The sequence below is a fragment of the Arthrobacter sp. Rue61a genome (assembly GCF_000294695.2).
GTDB lineage: Bacteria > Actinomycetota > Actinomycetes > Actinomycetales > Micrococcaceae > Arthrobacter > Arthrobacter aurescens_A.
Genome location: NC_018531.1, coordinates 3,770,466 through 3,784,768, shown reverse-complemented (window position 1 = coordinate 3,784,768; position 14,303 = coordinate 3,770,466). Strand labels below are relative to the sequence as shown.

General features: G+C 62.8%; 15 protein-coding genes. 9 read left to right on the top strand and 6 right to left on the bottom strand.

What is annotated here, in order from left to right; genetic code table 11:
- Nucleotides 1–4: 4 nt before the first annotated feature.
- Entirely contained in the window at nt 5–1,279 is a 1,275-nt protein-coding gene (locus ARUE_RS17200; protein WP_014922649.1) for an MFS transporter, read from the top strand.
- A 111-nt stretch (nt 1,280–1,390) separates the two neighbouring features.
- Here the strand turns inward: ARUE_RS17200 and ARUE_RS17195 are convergent, their stop codons facing one another.
- Entirely contained in the window at nt 1,391–3,490 is a 2,100-nt protein-coding gene (locus ARUE_RS17195; protein WP_014922648.1) for a DUF6807 family protein, read from the bottom strand.
- A gap of 260 nt (nt 3,491–3,750) precedes the next feature.
- Here ARUE_RS17195 and ARUE_RS17190 point away from each other — a divergent pair, with 260 nt between their 5' ends.
- The 4 genes from ARUE_RS17190 to ARUE_RS23820 all read left to right on the top strand — a co-directional run bounded on the left by ARUE_RS17190 (nt 3,751) and on the right by ARUE_RS23820 (nt 6,835).
- Nucleotides 3,751–4,758, top strand: a complete 1,008-nt coding sequence (locus ARUE_RS17190) for an acetylxylan esterase (RefSeq protein ID WP_014922647.1) — start codon at nt 3,751–3,753, stop codon at nt 4,756–4,758.
- A 220-nt stretch (nt 4,759–4,978) separates the two neighbouring features.
- A complete protein-coding gene (locus tag ARUE_RS17185) occupies nt 4,979–6,127 on the top strand; it encodes a 3-deoxy-7-phosphoheptulonate synthase (protein ID WP_014922646.1) in 1,149 nt (382 codons plus the stop codon).
- A gap of 232 nt (nt 6,128–6,359) precedes the next feature.
- A complete protein-coding gene (locus ARUE_RS17180; RefSeq protein ID WP_017199160.1) occupies nt 6,360–6,572 on the top strand; it encodes a helix-turn-helix domain-containing protein in 213 nt (70 codons plus the stop codon).
- A 164-nt stretch (nt 6,573–6,736) separates the two neighbouring features.
- On the top strand, nt 6,737–6,835 hold the full coding sequence (locus ARUE_RS23820; protein ID WP_003792170.1) for a 30S ribosomal protein bS22: 99 nt from the start codon (nt 6,737–6,739) through the stop codon (nt 6,833–6,835).
- Between the two features lie 134 nt (nt 6,836–6,969).
- Here ARUE_RS23820 and ARUE_RS17175 read toward each other — a convergent pair whose 3' ends face one another.
- Both ARUE_RS17175 and ARUE_RS17170 read right to left on the bottom strand, forming a co-directional pair.
- Nucleotides 6,970–7,965 carry a DUF559 domain-containing protein gene (locus ARUE_RS17175; RefSeq protein WP_014922644.1) on the bottom strand — a complete coding sequence of 332 codons (996 nt, stop codon included), beginning with the start codon at nt 7,963–7,965 and terminating at the stop codon, nt 6,970–6,972.
- 146 nt (nt 7,966–8,111) lie between these two features.
- A complete protein-coding gene (locus tag ARUE_RS17170; protein ID WP_014922643.1) occupies nt 8,112–8,975 on the bottom strand; it encodes an HAD family hydrolase in 864 nt (287 codons plus the stop codon).
- 201 nt (nt 8,976–9,176) lie between these two features.
- On the opposite strand from ARUE_RS17170, the gene ARUE_RS17165 reads away from it, so the two are divergent.
- On the top strand, nt 9,177–9,431 hold the full coding sequence (locus ARUE_RS17165; protein WP_014922642.1) for a glutaredoxin family protein: 255 nt from the start codon (nt 9,177–9,179) through the stop codon (nt 9,429–9,431).
- A gap of 76 nt (nt 9,432–9,507) precedes the next feature.
- Nucleotides 9,508–10,215: a redox-sensing transcriptional repressor Rex gene (locus ARUE_RS17160; RefSeq protein ID WP_011775918.1), complete on the top strand. Its 708-nt coding sequence runs from the start codon at nt 9,508–9,510 to the stop codon at nt 10,213–10,215.
- A 47-nt stretch (nt 10,216–10,262) separates the two neighbouring features.
- On the opposite strand, the gene ARUE_RS17155 is transcribed toward ARUE_RS17160, so the two are convergent.
- From ARUE_RS17155 to ARUE_RS17145, 3 genes are all read right to left on the bottom strand, one after another.
- Nucleotides 10,263–11,048: a hypothetical protein gene (locus tag ARUE_RS17155; RefSeq protein WP_014922641.1), complete on the bottom strand. Its 786-nt coding sequence runs from the start codon at nt 11,046–11,048 to the stop codon at nt 10,263–10,265.
- A gap of 262 nt (nt 11,049–11,310) precedes the next feature.
- Nucleotides 11,311–12,009 carry a hypothetical protein gene (locus tag ARUE_RS24495; RefSeq protein WP_014922640.1) on the bottom strand — a complete coding sequence of 233 codons (699 nt, stop codon included), beginning with the start codon at nt 12,007–12,009 and terminating at the stop codon, nt 11,311–11,313.
- 256 nt (nt 12,010–12,265) lie between these two features.
- Nucleotides 12,266–12,817: a YceI family protein gene (locus ARUE_RS17145; protein WP_043471462.1), complete on the bottom strand. Its 552-nt coding sequence runs from the start codon at nt 12,815–12,817 to the stop codon at nt 12,266–12,268.
- 207 nt (nt 12,818–13,024) lie between these two features.
- Between ARUE_RS17145 and ARUE_RS17140 the strand changes: the two genes are divergently transcribed.
- Nucleotides 13,025–13,690 carry a histidine phosphatase family protein gene (locus ARUE_RS17140; protein WP_011775914.1) on the top strand — a complete coding sequence of 222 codons (666 nt, stop codon included), beginning with the start codon at nt 13,025–13,027 and terminating at the stop codon, nt 13,688–13,690.
- A 3-nt stretch (nt 13,691–13,693) separates the two neighbouring features.
- Complete coding sequence (locus tag ARUE_RS17135; RefSeq protein ID WP_011775913.1) at nt 13,694–14,299, top strand: TlpA family protein disulfide reductase; 606 nt, start codon at nt 13,694–13,696, stop codon at nt 14,297–14,299.
- The last annotated feature ends 4 nt before the right edge of the window (nt 14,300–14,303 follow it).

The window sequence follows — 14,303 nt, the reverse complement described above, 5'->3', positions numbered from 1 at the left end:
CTCCGTGTCGCCGCGCCCGTTCCCACTGCGCCCCAAATCCACCACACCGCGTGCCCGCTCCGCGGAAAGCTGGCATTACCCGCTGAGGCACCATAACTACCGGATCTTCGTCACCCTCTCCCTTGTGGGGAGTGGCGGGGTGTGGATGCAGCGGCTCGCCCAAGACTGGTTGGTGCTGCAGCTAACGGGGAGTCCGGCCGCCGTGGGCCTCGCAGTTGCACTCCAGTTCCTGCCCATGCTGGTGGTGGGTCCCATCAGCGGCATCCTGGTGGACCTTTTCCCCAAACGCCGTATCCTCCTGATCTGCCAGTCCGTCGCCGCGTTGCTGGCCGCCGGCCTCGCCGTGTGGAACGCGATGGGCGGCACGGATGTGTGGGTGGTCTATGCATCCTGCATTGCCTTGGGCGTCACCAGTGCGATCGATGGGCCTGCGCGGCAGGTGTTCGTCAACGAGGTGGTGGGTGACGCAGGGCTGCCGGCCGCCATCGGCTTGAACAGTGCGATTGGTCAGTTGGGGGCCATGGCAGGCCCGGCACTGGCTGGTGTGGTCATCGCCCAGGCTGGTCCGGCTGCGGCATTCGCGGCCAACGCTTTGATAGGGGTTTCGGTCCTGGTGATGATCGCGTCCATCAGGCCCGGCGAACTGCACCACGCTCCCGAAGCGTCTGATCCCACAGCCCGGAAAGGCCAGATCCTCGCCGGCTTCCGTTTCGTCCGCGCCCGTCCGCCTCTGCTTCTGACCATGCTGCTCGCGGGACTGCTAGGCGCTTTCGGCATGAACGGTCCTGTAGTTCTCGCAGCTTTCGCAGACGGGGTGTGGCACAGCGGACCTGCCGGCTTTGGGCTCTTCAATACTGTCAGCGCCGTGGGAGCACTGGCAGGCGCGTTGGTGGCAACAAGGATCAAACGCTTCGGACGGAAAGGGATTGTGGCCAGTGCCGGGCTCTTCGGCCTGACGCAAGGGCTCGCTGCTGTGATGCCCACGCAGGAGTGGTTCGTGGTGATGCTCATCGTGGTGGGCTTCATGACCCTGGTGTTCCTCACAAGCGCAGCCACGGCGGTGCAGCTCGAGGCCGGCGCCAGCGTGCGCGGCAGGGTTCTGGCACTGTATTTCCCGCTTCTCTTGGGCGGTCATGCGCTGGGTGGCTTGCTGGCAGGGTGGCTCACGGAGGACTTCGGCGTCCGCACGGGGCTCGTGGTCACGGGAGCGCTGGGCATGGTCTCGGCGGCCGTGATCGGTTTCCTGCTCTGGCGATACTCGGCCCGCCGTCGCTCCTAGCGGGCCGCTGGTAATTGCCAAACACCGTGACTTCGCGTTGCGGGCCCCGTTCTGCAGGCTATTCATGGCAAATATCATGCAGGGCGGGCCTCACAACGCGTCAGCGAGCACTCATCTGCCTGAAACCAAGCCCTCGATCTCCGCTACATCCAACGTTCCGTCGCTGATCCACACGGTGTTGCTGCGGGTGATGGAGTCACCGGCAGCCAGTTCTACGGCGGTGTCCCATGCCAGTGCAGAACCGACCGCCGGGTAGTCGCTGCAGCGCACGAACCACGGGTCCGGCGACTCGGAAGGTGCGCCAAACACCAAAGTGGCAGGGCCGCCGTCGAACTCTCCCGTCCAAGCGAGCCACGGCGCCACTGAACCGTGCACGGAAGGCTCGCCCTCGGCTGTGGAGGAAAAGACGCGCGGGGCGGCATTGGCAGGAAGCCGCCAGAAGAATCCGCCATAGCCGCTGCCGGCGGCACCGTGCGAGCCGGGACTGCCCAGCGAAACATCCACGACGGCGGTGAGCCGGGTCTGGATGTCGAGTCGCCACGTGAGCGCATCAAGGTTTGTGCGCTTCAGTGAGCGGCGTTCCGTGAGGACCAGGCTGCCGTCGGCTGCGAGCCAGTTGAGGCCAAGCGTGGTGTGGTCTTTTTCCCGGGCGATGCTTGCCGTTTCGATCCTGCCGTGGTCCTTCACATCCACGTACTTCCCCGCGGTTCTGCGGTAGCTGCGGCCGCCCCAGAAATTGCTGCCGTTGACGTCCTGCAGGGCGAATCCTGCGCCGAGGTGCCATACGTGGTCTGAGGGCAGGTGATCCGTAACCACCACGCCGGCCTGTGTGGATACCGGGTGCAGGTAGGGCCGTGGGGACAGATCCGGCTCGAGGGTGCTTCCAGTGCGGAGGACGGCGGCGGCGTTGGCAGGGGTGGCGGCAGGGCCGGCGTCGTCAGGTGCGAAGAGCGCCTCGGCACCAGAGGTGACCGGGCGTGCCCAAGGGAGACCCAACTCGGAGAAGGTGGCGTGGGCGCGCGTGGCGCGTTCCAGGATGTCTTCAATGTTCGGAATCACTGCGTGGGCTTGCTCGCCCTTTCCTACCCATTTCACACATTCTGTGGGAATCAGCGCAGGTGCCTCTGCTGTCCGGATGGCTTCCAGTACCTTCATGAAGGCGCCGCTGTGGTGGAGCGGGCTGAGCAGTGGCGTGCCTTGGGACAGGTGCTGGAGGAGGTTCTCGGTGAGATCGTCTCGACCGAAGGTGTGAGCGGTTTCGCCCGCTTCGGTGCGGACCGTCACCCGGTCCTCCGTGTAGTGGAATACTGCCGTACCTTCGGTGCCGTGGAGCGTAACGTACGGTTCCACGGATTCGCTGGCGCAGAGCGTGAGGGCGCAGGTGATGGGCAAACCGTTGATGGTCCGCATGCGGATCACTGAGGTGTCGTCCGCTTCGATGTCATTGGCGCGGTAGAGGTCGGTTTCCACGGATACGAGATCCTGTGCCTCCCTGGCTCCGGCGATGCGGAGTGCGGTGGCGATTGCGTGGGCCAGCGGATTGGTAGCAACGCCGTCCACCACATCCACGCCGTCGAGACTACGTTTGCCTGCCCAACGGGACCGCTTGTAATAGGCGCGATCCCTGACCCAGCGGCCCGTAGCGGAAATCCCCTTCAGGGCACCGATGCCGGGGAGCTCTGCCGTAGCTTCCCCGCTGGCCAGATTCTCCAACGCCGCCAAGGCATGGGATCCGAGGCTCTGGAAACCGATCTGAACGCTGCGGCCAGCTTTAGCCGCCGCTTCCTGGAGGCGGAGGAAGTCGCTCATCGAGGCAACCGGGGGCTTCTCCAAGTACAGATCAGCCTCGGAAGCGAGCACGGAAAGGGCCAGTGGGGCGTGGGTCTGAATGGGAGTAGCCACGATGATGACGTCCGGTCCGTGCTCGCCGGCCAGCAGTTCGTCCAGATTGGCGTGGATCGCCGTGGTCTCAGGCAAAGCTCCGGTCGCCGGCGGATGAGGGTCGGCCACGGCCACGAGGTCCACGATGCCCTGCTTGCTGAGCCGCTCCAGGTTGCGGAGGTGGTGCGTGCCGAAGCCGTGGACCCCCACTAGGGCGATCCGGGCGGGGGCAGTTACCGCGGCAGGCCCGGTTGAAGCTGCAGTCCCGGTTGAAGGGGCAGGCCTGTTGGGTGTTGGGCTGCTGACGGACTCGGTGGAAGCGGTGTCCATGGCTCTCCTCGGGTGGCGCGGCAACGATGGCGCGTGACGCCGTCGTCTGGGTCTTCACAAAAGTGTTCGGGCGGGTTTAGGCTACACCTGAGCAAGCGCTTTCCCGGGACGAATACGTTTAGTTTAGCTCGACTGACTTCAAAATGTAACGATTCAAACCAGCCAGGCCGAAAACCTGTGATGACGTAGGATGTCCTCTACCAGAACAACCCGCAGCGCCTGAATCAGCCCAGTAAGACCCACCTGAACCGGAACGGACCATGCCCCTTTTTGACCTTCCCCTTGATCAGCTCCGCAACTACACCTCCAACGCCGCGGTACCAGCCGACCTTGAAGAGTTCTGGGACCGGACCATCGCCGAGGCCCGAGCCTTGCCGTTGGACGTTGTCTTTGAGCCCGTGGACAACTACCTCACCGTGATCAACACCTTCGATGTCACGTTCTCCGGCTTCGGGGGAGACCGCATCAAGGGATGGCTGCACGTACCCTCGCAGCTCGAGCCGGGGGAGCAGCTTCCCGTAGTTGTGGAATACATCGGTTACTCCGGAGGGCGCGGCCTGGTCAACCAGAACACCCGCTGGGCCCAAGCCGGTTACGCGCACTTCGTCATGGACACGCGCGGGCAGGGCTACGGCGGCGTTTCCGGAGACACCCCGGATCCACACCCGTCGGCCGGTGGGATTAACTACGCCGGCCTCATGACGCGAGGCGCTGATCACCAGGACAATTACTACTTCCGACGGGTCTACGTGGACGCCTTCCGTGCGGTAGAAGCGGCACAGAGCCATGCCGCCGTCGACCCTTCCAAAGTGGTGCTGGCCGGCGTTAGCCAGGGTGGCGGCATCACTGTTGCTGCTGCCGGGCTGACGGCTGGAAGGCTCGACGGCGTCATCGCCGCGCTGCCCGACGTCCCGTTCCTGCAGGACTTCCCTCGCGCGATCGACATCGCCCCGCGTGGTCCGTACCCCGAGATTGCCGGGTTCCTGGGCCGGCACCGGGAAAGGTATGAGCCCATGCTGGCAGTGCTGAACTACTTCGACGGCGTCCACCTCGGCCGCAACGCCACAGTGCCGGCGCTGTTCTCGGCTGCGCAGATGGACGATATCTGCCCTCCATCAACGGTGTTCGCAAGCTTCAACAACTACGGCACAGGCTTTGGCGGGGTTGAGAAGGACATCGAGGTGTACCGCTTCAACAACCACGAGGGCGGCCAAGAGCACCACTGGATCAAGCAGTTGCAGTTCCTGCGCAAACTCCTGTCATCTTGATGGACGCGATTTGCCCGCGGTGAAGAACCGCGGTTATGGTGTGGCTATGACTAAGCGTTGGTATGCGTATTTTTCGTTGGCTCTGGAGGGGCCCGCGTCTAACTGACACGCATCCAACTTTCCTTCAGAGCCAACAGGGCAGAGATTATTCTCTGCCCTTCGCCATATCCGGCGGGTTCTGAAAAGGGGCCCGCTCCGCATCCCGGAACAGGACCCAGAAATGACCAGCATCGCCGCAGAACCCACTGAATCGCTCCACTCCGCTACCGCCGCGGACGCAGCACAGCCCGCTACCTCCAACCTGCGGGTTGCACGCTTCGAGCCACTTCCGGCCCCGCAGGACCTCATCGCCGAGTTGCCGCTGGATGCCCGCTCAGCTGCCGTCGTCGACCGCGGCCGCGATCAGGTCCGCGCCATCATGGACGGGGTAGACGATCGCCTTCTGGTGATCGTGGGCCCGTGCTCCATCCACGACCCCAAGGCCGGCCTCGAATACGCCCGCCGGTTGGTCAGCCAGGCGGAGAAGCACAAGGAGGACCTGCTGGTCGTCATGCGGACCTACTTCGAGAAGCCGCGCACAACCGTTGGCTGGAAGGGCCTCATCAACGATCCCCACCTGGACGGCAGCCACGACATCGCCGCTGGCCTGCGCGCGGCCCGCGGCTTCCTGAAGCAGGTCACCGCGTTGGGTCTGCCCACGGCCACCGAGTTCCTTGAACCCATCAGCCCGCAGTACATGGCGGACCTCGTCTCTTGGGGCGCGATCGGCGCCCGCACCACCGAAAGCCAGATCCACCGCCAGCTCGCATCCGGGCTGTCCATGCCCATCGGCTTCAAGAACGGCACCGACGGTGATCTCCAAGTGGCCATCGACGCTTGCGGCGCCTCCGGCGCTGAGCAAGCCTTCCTGGGAATCGACGACGACGGCCGCGCTGCTCTCGTAGCGACGTCCGGCAACCCGGACACCCACGTGATCCTCCGCGGTGGACGCAAGGGACCCAACTACTCTGCTGCAGATGTCGCAGCCGCTTCCGCCAAGCTTGCTGCCAAGGGCCTGAACCCGCGCTTGATCGTGGACGCCAGCCACGCCAACAGCGGCAAGAGCCATCACCGCCAGGCCGAGGTTGCCTTGGAAATTGGCGCACAGCTCGAAGCTGGTTCTTCCTCGCCGATTGCCGGCGTGATGCTGGAGAGCTTCCTGGTGGGCGGCGCGCAGAACCTCGACGTGGCCGAGCAGCTTTCCGGGGAGCAGGAGCTCGTGTACGGCCAGAGCGTCACGGACGCCTGCATGGAGTGGGATGTCACGGCTTCGGTGTTGGAGCAGCTCGCAGCGTCGGCCCGGAAGCGCCGTGCGGTGGTTGCGGCGTAGATCCGCTGAGTGGGTTCCCTGCGCATCATGCCGTGCCCACGGCACGACGCGCAGGGAACCCACGAAACGGGCGGGACCGGGGCTTACCCGGGCCTCCAAAGTTGCTGGGAGCTCTTTCACATTGGCCCCATCAGCCTCTAGAGTATCTAGCACATGGTTGTTTGATGGCTCAGCATCGGCACACCGCCCCACTGGGGGTGTCCTACTGTCTGAGAGCAAAGGAATATGGGAAATGTCCGCGGAGACTAACTTCTCGAATGCGCGTTTCATGACGGTGGCCGAAGTGGCCGACGTCCTGCGTGTTTCCAAAATGACTGTGTATCGCCTGGTCCACTCAGGGGAAATGCCCGCCGTAAGGTTCGGCCGTTCCTTCCGTGTTCCTGAAGAAGCTGTTGCCCAATACCTCAAAGGTGCTGTGGTGGACGGGCAATCCGAGACCGCCTGAGGCCAGCCGGGGTCCGTCCCGCGGACGGTGGTCATGGGGTGCCCCTTTGAAGCGGTACTCTGTTAAGGAACGTTTTACGTCAATGTAAGAATCTGTCAGTTGTACTGTCTGCTTCCGCGGATCTGTTCCAACAGACAGGAACTTCTAGTTTGTAAGGAACTTTCGTGGGTTCAGTTATTAAGAAGCGCCGCAAGCGTATGGCCAAGAAGAAGCACCGCAAGCTGCTTCGCAAGACTCGCCACCAGCGCCGCAATAAGAAGTAGAGATACTTCATCAAGCGTGAATGCCCGTTGCCTCTCGAGGTGGCGGGCATTTTTGCATCCCAACCCTCTCTCACGTCCCTCGGGTTTGGGGCCGTCCCTCTCTCAGGTCCCTCGGGTTTGGGGCCGTCCCTCTCTCAGGTCCCTCGGGAAAAGCCCGAACTGACTGCAGGATCCCGCCGTGCGACCCGCAGGGCCCTCTTAATCTTTTGGATGGCGGACGAAAAGTTGTCGGCTAGGTCGTCCTTGCCGAATTTGAGGACCGTCCAGCCGGCTGCTTCAAATGATTTGTCACGTCGCCGATCGCGAAGTATCTGTTCCTGCTCAAGGTGATGATCGCCGTCGTACTGCATGGCTACTCGCCGATCACGGTAGCCCAGATCCGCGGACGGGGAGAACGGATCGTTTGGCCGGAGTTGCACTTGCAGCTCCGGTTCTGGGATGCCGGCGTCCAACATCGCCAGCCGGAGCAGCGACTCGGGCGCAGAATCGGCGCCAACCCGCATGAGGTCGAGCGCTTCTCGTGCCCGAACCACGCCTTGCAGATTCTTGTGCCTGCCAACCATTTTGCGAAGAGCCTCCAGCGACGTGAACGGCTTGTCGCGTCCTTCGAAGTTCGGCCGGGGCATGCGTATGAGTTCATCACCCATGCAGACGAGCTCAGGGACGGGCAGGCGTCGCGCGAGATCCAACCAAGTCCGCGACCGTGTGCTCATCCTGATGCCTTGGACATACTCGACCTCGTCGTCGAAGGCTACTACTGTGTGTCCGATCACGCCCTTGCGCCGCACTGACGGCAGGTGCCTCGGCTTGCTCAGATGCAATTCATTGGAATCCGCCAGCCAGGGCGGCAGGCATGCACCATGGAGCCTGGCGGCCGTCACATGGGAAATCCAAGCGCCGGGACTTACAACCGACAGCGATCGGGCAGCCGCAGAAAGCTCGAAATTCCAATCGGCAGGCCGGTAAATACCCCGGCTAACTCCATCGACCTTGATGCGATTCCAGAGGTAGGACTGACTAAGGCCCGCAGCCTCCGCCTCGTCCAAGGTGAACGGGCCGGCGGTCAGTCGGGGAGGAAGAGCAGTGGCATTTTGCATACCGGCATTCTTGCCCAGAAATGCTAAAGCCATCGAAAGTTATCCACAGGCTTGTTATGGCCCAAGTGGGATGTGAGAGAGGGTTGGGGTCAAGCCCGTGGGATGTGAGAGAGGGTTGGGCTCAAGCCCGAGGGATGTGAGAGAGGGTTGAGGTCAAGCCCGTGGGATGTGAGAGAGGGTTAGACGCGGGGGCCGCGGAACTTCGAGAATCCGCGCCACAAACCATACACAGCTCCGCCGACTGTGGCGGCTTTGAGGCCAAGGGTTGCCGCACGGCGTCCCGAGCGGAAATCGTAAACCGGCCAGTTGTTCTCACGGGCGTGCCGCCGCAGCTTTGAATCCGGGTTGATGACCACGGGATGACCTACCATGGTGAGCAAAGGAATGTCGTTGGCGGAGTCACTGTAGGCCCAGCAGTGGTCCAGATCCAGACCCTCTCGATCGGCCACGAGTTGGACCGCAATTGCCTTTGCAGGTCCGTGCAGGATGTCGCCCACGAGCTTCCCTGTGTACACGCCTTCGTCCACCTCGCCCACGGTTCCCAAAGCGCCTGTCAGGCCGAGCCGGGTGGAAATAACAGTGGCGACCTCGATGGGTGTGGCCGTCACGAGCCACACCTTCCGGCCGACCCGAAGGTGTTGTTCTGCCAGCGCTTTGGTTCCCGGCCAGATCCTCGACTCGATCATTTCGTCATAGACCTCTTCGCCCAAGGCTTTGATGTCAGCCACGGTAATGCCGGCAGCAAGGGTCAGTGCAGAGTCGCGCACCGAGTGGACGTCTTCCATGTTCTCGCCGCGCATGACGAACTTGAACTGCTTCCAGGCGAACCCGGCGGCCTGGGAAAGCGTGAACGCTTTTCGTTCATACATTTTGCGCGCCACGTGGAAGAGGCTGGCGCCCTTCATCAACGTATTGTCGACGTCGAAGAATGCGGCTTCGCCAGCGTGCTTCTGCGCGATGTCCTTTTTCGCCGCGTCCTTCTGCACGGTGTCCTTCTGCACCAAGGCATCTGCGACCACGGCGGCGTTCTTCTCCTCGGGCATGCCTTGAGTCTAGTCAATCGCCGGGGCCCGCGTCGGGAACGCACGGGCGAGCGCCGAAAGGGGTGGGATGTGAGAGAGGGTTGCCGGGAAGGGGGTGGGATGTGAGAGAGGGTTGCCGGGAAGGGGGTGGGATGTGAGAGAGGGTTGCCGGGAAGGGGGTGGGATGTGAGAGAGGGTCGGTGGGGCGGTTACCTTTGAGACATGGCAATTCCCGACGTCGTCCTCCTCACCAAAGCTGACTGTCACCTCTGCACGGAGGCGCGTGCCGCCGTCGAGCGTGTCACGAAAGGCCTTGGGGTGCAGTGGACCGAACAGAAGATCGACGGCGACCCACAACTGCAGGAGCGCTTCGCAGAGGAGATTCCAGTGGTGCTGGTCAACGGCATCCAGCGCGATTTCTGGAAGATCGACGAGGAACGGCTCACCCGCACCCTGAAGAAAGTCCTGGAGGGCTGAGGGTGGGGTTACCCGCAGGTAATGGCTTTTGTTGAGTCCGGCGGGGGGTCATAGAGTGGAACAACAAAGCGACGCAATGGAGAATACCGTGACTGCGCTGGAACCGTCCCCGGAAGCCACAACCGGGGATAACGAACCTGCCACCAAGCAGATCCCGCCCGCGGCTGTGGCCCGGATGACTCTCTATTTGCGCGCGCTCAACTCTCTGCTGGCCGAAGGCGTTGAGCGGGTTTCCTCGGAAGCCTTGGCCGAGGCCTCGGGAGTCAGCTCATCCACCCTCCGCAAAGACCTTTCCTATGTGGGCTCTTACGGGACCCGCGGCGTTGGCTATGAGGTCCAGTACTTGAGCCGCCACATTGCGGCAGCCCTCGGCCTGACCCACGACTGGAAGGTCGCGATTGTGGGTGCCGGTAACCTCGGCAAAGCCCTTGCCCGGTATGGAGGCTTCGAGTCCCGGGGCTTCGACGTCGTAGCCATCTTTGATGCCGACCCCATGGTGATCGGCAACGAGGTGGGATGGTTAAGGGTCAGCGACTCCGCCGAGTTGGAGCGCGTCCTGGAACGAACCCACACCAACATGGTGGTCCTGGCGTTGCCTGCAACGGTGGCCCAAGCCGTGTGCGACCGCGTGATTGCCGCCGGGATCCGGAGCATCCTGAGCTTCGCTCCGGTGCTGCTGCAGGTCCCCCCGCACGTCAACCTCCGCAAGGTGGACATGGCAACCGAGCTGCAGATCCTTGCCTACCACGCACAACGGGCGCAGACTCCGGGCCAGGCTGTTTAGCCTTCGCCGGGTCCGCGCCCGCGTCTAATACTTGGAAGTCGGCGTGTTTAGCGGCCGTAAGGGTTCTGGTACGGGTTGCCGAACGGCTGCGCCTTACGGAAGTAAGGAGCCGACGCCGGCAGGTACAGCATGACAATTGCTGCAACACCCAGCAGGATCACGATGAGCTGCAGGATGCCGTAGGTGGGACCGAACTGGAACAGGCTGGTAAGGCCGAGGACTGACAAGGCCGCGAAGACTGTGCCTAGGATCCGTGCCCAGTTCTTGCCCTTCCGGACGGGGAAGGCAACCAAGGCGTAGAGGCCCAGTGAAAGGATCGCCCCGATGATGGCGCCGACTGCGATGGCAGCCCGGATGCCTTCAGCGGATCCCTCAGGGATCTCTGTATTCTGCTGTGCGGCCTGTTGGAACATGACATCAATGATGGGATCAGCTCCGGTGAAGGCCAAGACCAGAGAGCTGATGGCGGACAGCAGTCCGGCCGCGACGATCATCCAGAACGCGTAGTTAACCATCGGCGGGATGGTGGTGGGTCCGGGCTGCTGGCTCGGCCAGTTAGTGCCCTGGCCGTACTGCGGAGCCACAGGGGCCTGGCCGTAAGGAGAGGCCTGCTGTCCGTACTGCGGTGCAGCAGGAGACTGCTGTCCGTACTGGGGTGCAGCCGGTGACTGCTGTCCGTACTGCGGCGCAGCGGGAGACTGCTGTCCGTACTGCGGCGCGGCAGGCTGACCGTACTGAGGTGCCGGGGGCTGCGGGGCAGAAGGCTGGGTGCCCTGCTGCTCGGGCTTGTTGTCGTCACCCGGGGTTGACGGCGGGTACGGAGGGTTGCTCATGGCATTCCTTTGCTTGTTCGACTGCTGGTGCGGCCGCCGGGATCAGCAAATCGACCCTGCCCCCAGCGTGGTTTTGCTACCACCGTACCTCCCGGGTCCGACGCTGCAGACGATCACACGCTGGTATTTCCAGCTCACAGGAAAAATCATCAAATCGGCTTACGCCTTCATGATGAAAGCCGCGGGAATCCGGAGGATCCGGGCCGCGGCCTTCAGCCTGCATTACCGCCGATCACGCACGACGACGGCAGTTGGGTCAGTGCTATGCGTGGCCCTTTACTGCCTTGAACCAGAGCTGCGAATTGGGCATCCACATCAGGACGACGGCGACTGCGCTGACCAGGAAGCCGAACCAGTTGCCGCCCAGGCCCATCCCGGAACCGCCGCCACTTGCCGCTCCGAAGATGGCCAGCAGCAGCGAAACGCCGGCCAGGATGGTCAAAGCGAGGCGAGCCCATTCTTTGCCTTCCTTCATCTTCATGGCCAGGACCACCTGGGCGGCGGCAACGGCCAAAGCGAGCAGGAGGAGGATGAGCGCGATTGCCGCGATACCCGGGGCGAAGGCGAAGGCTGCGATCACGGCGAAGAATCCAATAAGCCCGAACAGCAAGCCCAGGAGTCCGGAGATCACCCAAATAAAGTAGGAAACCTTCAACTCCGTCGGTAGGCCTTGGGTCTTGAACATTCCCGAGAACCCGCCCTGAGGCATGACGTCGTTGAAACTGCGCGGTCCGTCGGTGGGCATTTCGAAGTGGAAACCAGGCTGCCCGGCTGCAGGTTGGCCGGGCCCGGGCTGGGGTGTGCCGGGTTGTGAATACTGGCCTGGTTGAGACGGTGGCTGGTAACCCTGAGGGGGTTGGTAGCCCTGCGGAGGCTGGTAACCCGCAGGAGGAACATTGCCGGGCTGCGGAGGCTGGGAGCCGGGCTGCTGTGGCTGTGGTGTTTCGTCTGGGGTACTCATGGCATCACTTTAGACCGCGGGTTGAAGGATGCATAGGAAATTCGGAGCCAACTCGCAGCTAAATGCAGGCTCTTTGCCGAACAATTGCGGGGTGACTTCCCTGCATGCGAAACGGCGCCCCCACAGCGTGAACTGTGTGGGGCGCCGTTTGGCTGCGTCGGCCACGGATCAGTCTCTTGTTCGTCGCCCTCCGCGTTGTGCGGCGGGGATGACGAACAAGGGCGGGACTCGTGAACCGGCACCAGGAGCAGCAGGACTATGCGGCAGCCGGTGCGATGAAGGCGAGCTCCAGGTTGATGACTACCTTGTCGCTGACCAGGACGCCACCGGCTTCGAGGACGGCGTTCCAGGTGAGGCCGAAGTCCTTGCGGCTGATGGTGGTTTCGCCGGAGACACCTGCGCGGGTGTTGCCGAACGGATCCACGGCTACACCGTTGAATTCGGTTTCGATGGAAACTTCCTTGGTCACGCCTTTGATTGTGAGATCGCCCACGAGGTCGAAGCTGTTGCCGTTGGCCTTGACGTGGCGGGACACGAAGGTGATTTCCGGGAACTTCTCCACGTCGAAGAAGTCTTCGCCCTTGACGTGGCCGTCGCGGTTGACGTCGCCGGAGTCGAAGCTGGCGGTCTGGATGGTGGCGGTGACCTTGGAGTCGGCCAGTGTCTCACCGACTTCCAGAGTGGCAGCAGCATCCTTGAACTGGCCGCGGACCTTGCTGATGCCTGCGTGGCGGACGGTGAAGCCGATCTCGCTGTGGGAAGCGTCGAGGGTCCAGGTGCCGGTGGTGACGGAAGCGGGGAGAGTCATCATGGTGTTGCTCCTATATCAAGTGGTGGGTACTGCGTGCTTGCCCGGTCGAGCTCATTGCTTGAAGCGTCAACCGAGCTTCGTACCCAGTATAAACATGCATATGCATCTTTTATTCCAACTCCACGGAACATTTCGGGAAAACTTTGAGTTCTACTAGCGGTAGAAGATTTCGGATCGCCCCGCTTCTTTGAGAAACTGGTAAACATGCCCCAAGCAACTGTCCATCTGCTTCGCCATGGCGAGGTCCACAATCCCGGCGCCGTCCTCTATGGCCGGCTGCCGGAATTCCACCTCTCAGAGCGTGGCCGGGAGATGGCCCGGATGTTGGCGGACCACTTCACGGCCCGCGCCAGTGAAGGTGCCAAGATTGTGCATTTGGTAGCCTCGCCGCTGACCCGCGCCCAGGAAACAGCCATGCCGACATCCGAGGCGCTGAACCTGGACATCACCACGGATCCTCGCATCATCGAAGCCGAGAACCACTTTGAGGGACTCCATCCCACCAAGAGCGAGTTCCTCAAGCCCAAGCACTGGTTCTACTTCAGGAATCCCCTGCGGCCTTCCTGGGGCGAGCCCTATAAAGAGCAGGCGGCCCGCGTTCTGGCGGCTGTGGAAGACGCACGGGTGAAGGCGATCGAGCTCGGTGGCGACGGCGCTGAAGCCATTCTGGTGAGCCACCAACTTCCCATTTGGTCAACCCGTTTGACCGCTGAGGGCCGCCGCCTCGCGCACGATCCCCGCAAGCGTGAGTGCACCCTCACCTCCCTGACATCCTTGACTTTGGACGACGACGGCAAGATCGTGCGCGTCGAATACACCGAGCCTGCTGCCGTTCTGCTCCCCGGCGCGGCGAGCACCCCGGGGGCATAGAGCATGGACAACAATCTTTCGCGCCGCGGCGTGCTGACCGCCGGCGGTGTCCTCCTCGCAGGACTGACCATGGGCCTGTCCGCGTGTGCCCAGGAAGACTCCCTTGCAAAGCAAGCCAAGGCTGGCGACAACAAGAACTACGTGGCCGGCGATGGTTCGGTGACGGAGTTCGCCAAGGCAGATCGTGCAGCCCCCGTGGCGCTCAAGGGCACTCTGTTTAATGGGCAGACCGTAAAGCCGGAGGACCTGCAGGGCAAAGTCACTGTCCTGAACTTCTGGTTTGCCGCATGTGCTCCGTGCCGCATCGAAGCCCCCCAGCTTGAAGCCCTGCACCAGGACTTCAAGGACCAGGGAGTCCAGTTCTTCGGCGTCAACCTGCGCGACGAACAAGCCACCGCTGAGGCGTTCGACAAGACCTTCAACATCACCTACCCGAGCTTCAATGACAAGGACGGGGCTGTGCTGCTGTCCGTGTCCGGCATTGTGCCCCCGGGAGCAGTTCCCACCACCTTGGTCCTGGACAAGGAAGGCAAGGTTGCCTCGCGCGTGCTCGGCGAGATCGAGAAGAGCACCCTGAAAGCCCTCATCACCTCCGCAGTGGCCGAGTAGCACC

Excerpts from the sequence above, each read along its gene's own strand:
- ARUE_RS17195 (WP_014922648.1), bottom strand. The coding sequence starts at position 3,490 with ATGGACACCGCTTCCACCGAGTCCGTCAGCAGCCCAACACCCAACAGG.
- ARUE_RS17190 (WP_014922647.1), top strand. The coding sequence starts at position 3,751 with ATGCCCCTTTTTGACCTTCCCCTTGATCAGCTCCGCAACTACACCTCC.
- ARUE_RS17185 (WP_014922646.1), top strand. The coding sequence starts at position 4,979 with ATGACCAGCATCGCCGCAGAACCCACTGAATCGCTCCACTCCGCTACC.
- ARUE_RS17180 (WP_017199160.1), top strand. The coding sequence starts at position 6,360 with ATGTCCGCGGAGACTAACTTCTCGAATGCGCGTTTCATGACGGTGGCC.
- ARUE_RS17175 (WP_014922644.1), bottom strand. The coding sequence starts at position 7,965 with ATGGCTTTAGCATTTCTGGGCAAGAATGCCGGTATGCAAAATGCCACT.
- ARUE_RS17170 (WP_014922643.1), bottom strand. The coding sequence starts at position 8,975 with ATGCCCGAGGAGAAGAACGCCGCCGTGGTCGCAGATGCCTTGGTGCAG.
- ARUE_RS17165 (WP_014922642.1), top strand. The coding sequence starts at position 9,177 with ATGGCAATTCCCGACGTCGTCCTCCTCACCAAAGCTGACTGTCACCTC.
- ARUE_RS17160 (WP_011775918.1), top strand. The coding sequence starts at position 9,508 with ATGGAGAATACCGTGACTGCGCTGGAACCGTCCCCGGAAGCCACAACC.
- ARUE_RS17155 (WP_014922641.1), bottom strand. The coding sequence starts at position 11,048 with ATGAGCAACCCTCCGTACCCGCCGTCAACCCCGGGTGACGACAACAAG.
- ARUE_RS24495 (WP_014922640.1), bottom strand. The coding sequence starts at position 12,009 with ATGAGTACCCCAGACGAAACACCACAGCCACAGCAGCCCGGCTCCCAG.
- ARUE_RS17145 (WP_043471462.1), bottom strand. The coding sequence starts at position 12,817 with ATGACTCTCCCCGCTTCCGTCACCACCGGCACCTGGACCCTCGACGCT.
- ARUE_RS17140 (WP_011775914.1), top strand. The coding sequence starts at position 13,025 with ATGCCCCAAGCAACTGTCCATCTGCTTCGCCATGGCGAGGTCCACAAT.
- ARUE_RS17135 (WP_011775913.1), top strand. The coding sequence starts at position 13,694 with ATGGACAACAATCTTTCGCGCCGCGGCGTGCTGACCGCCGGCGGTGTC.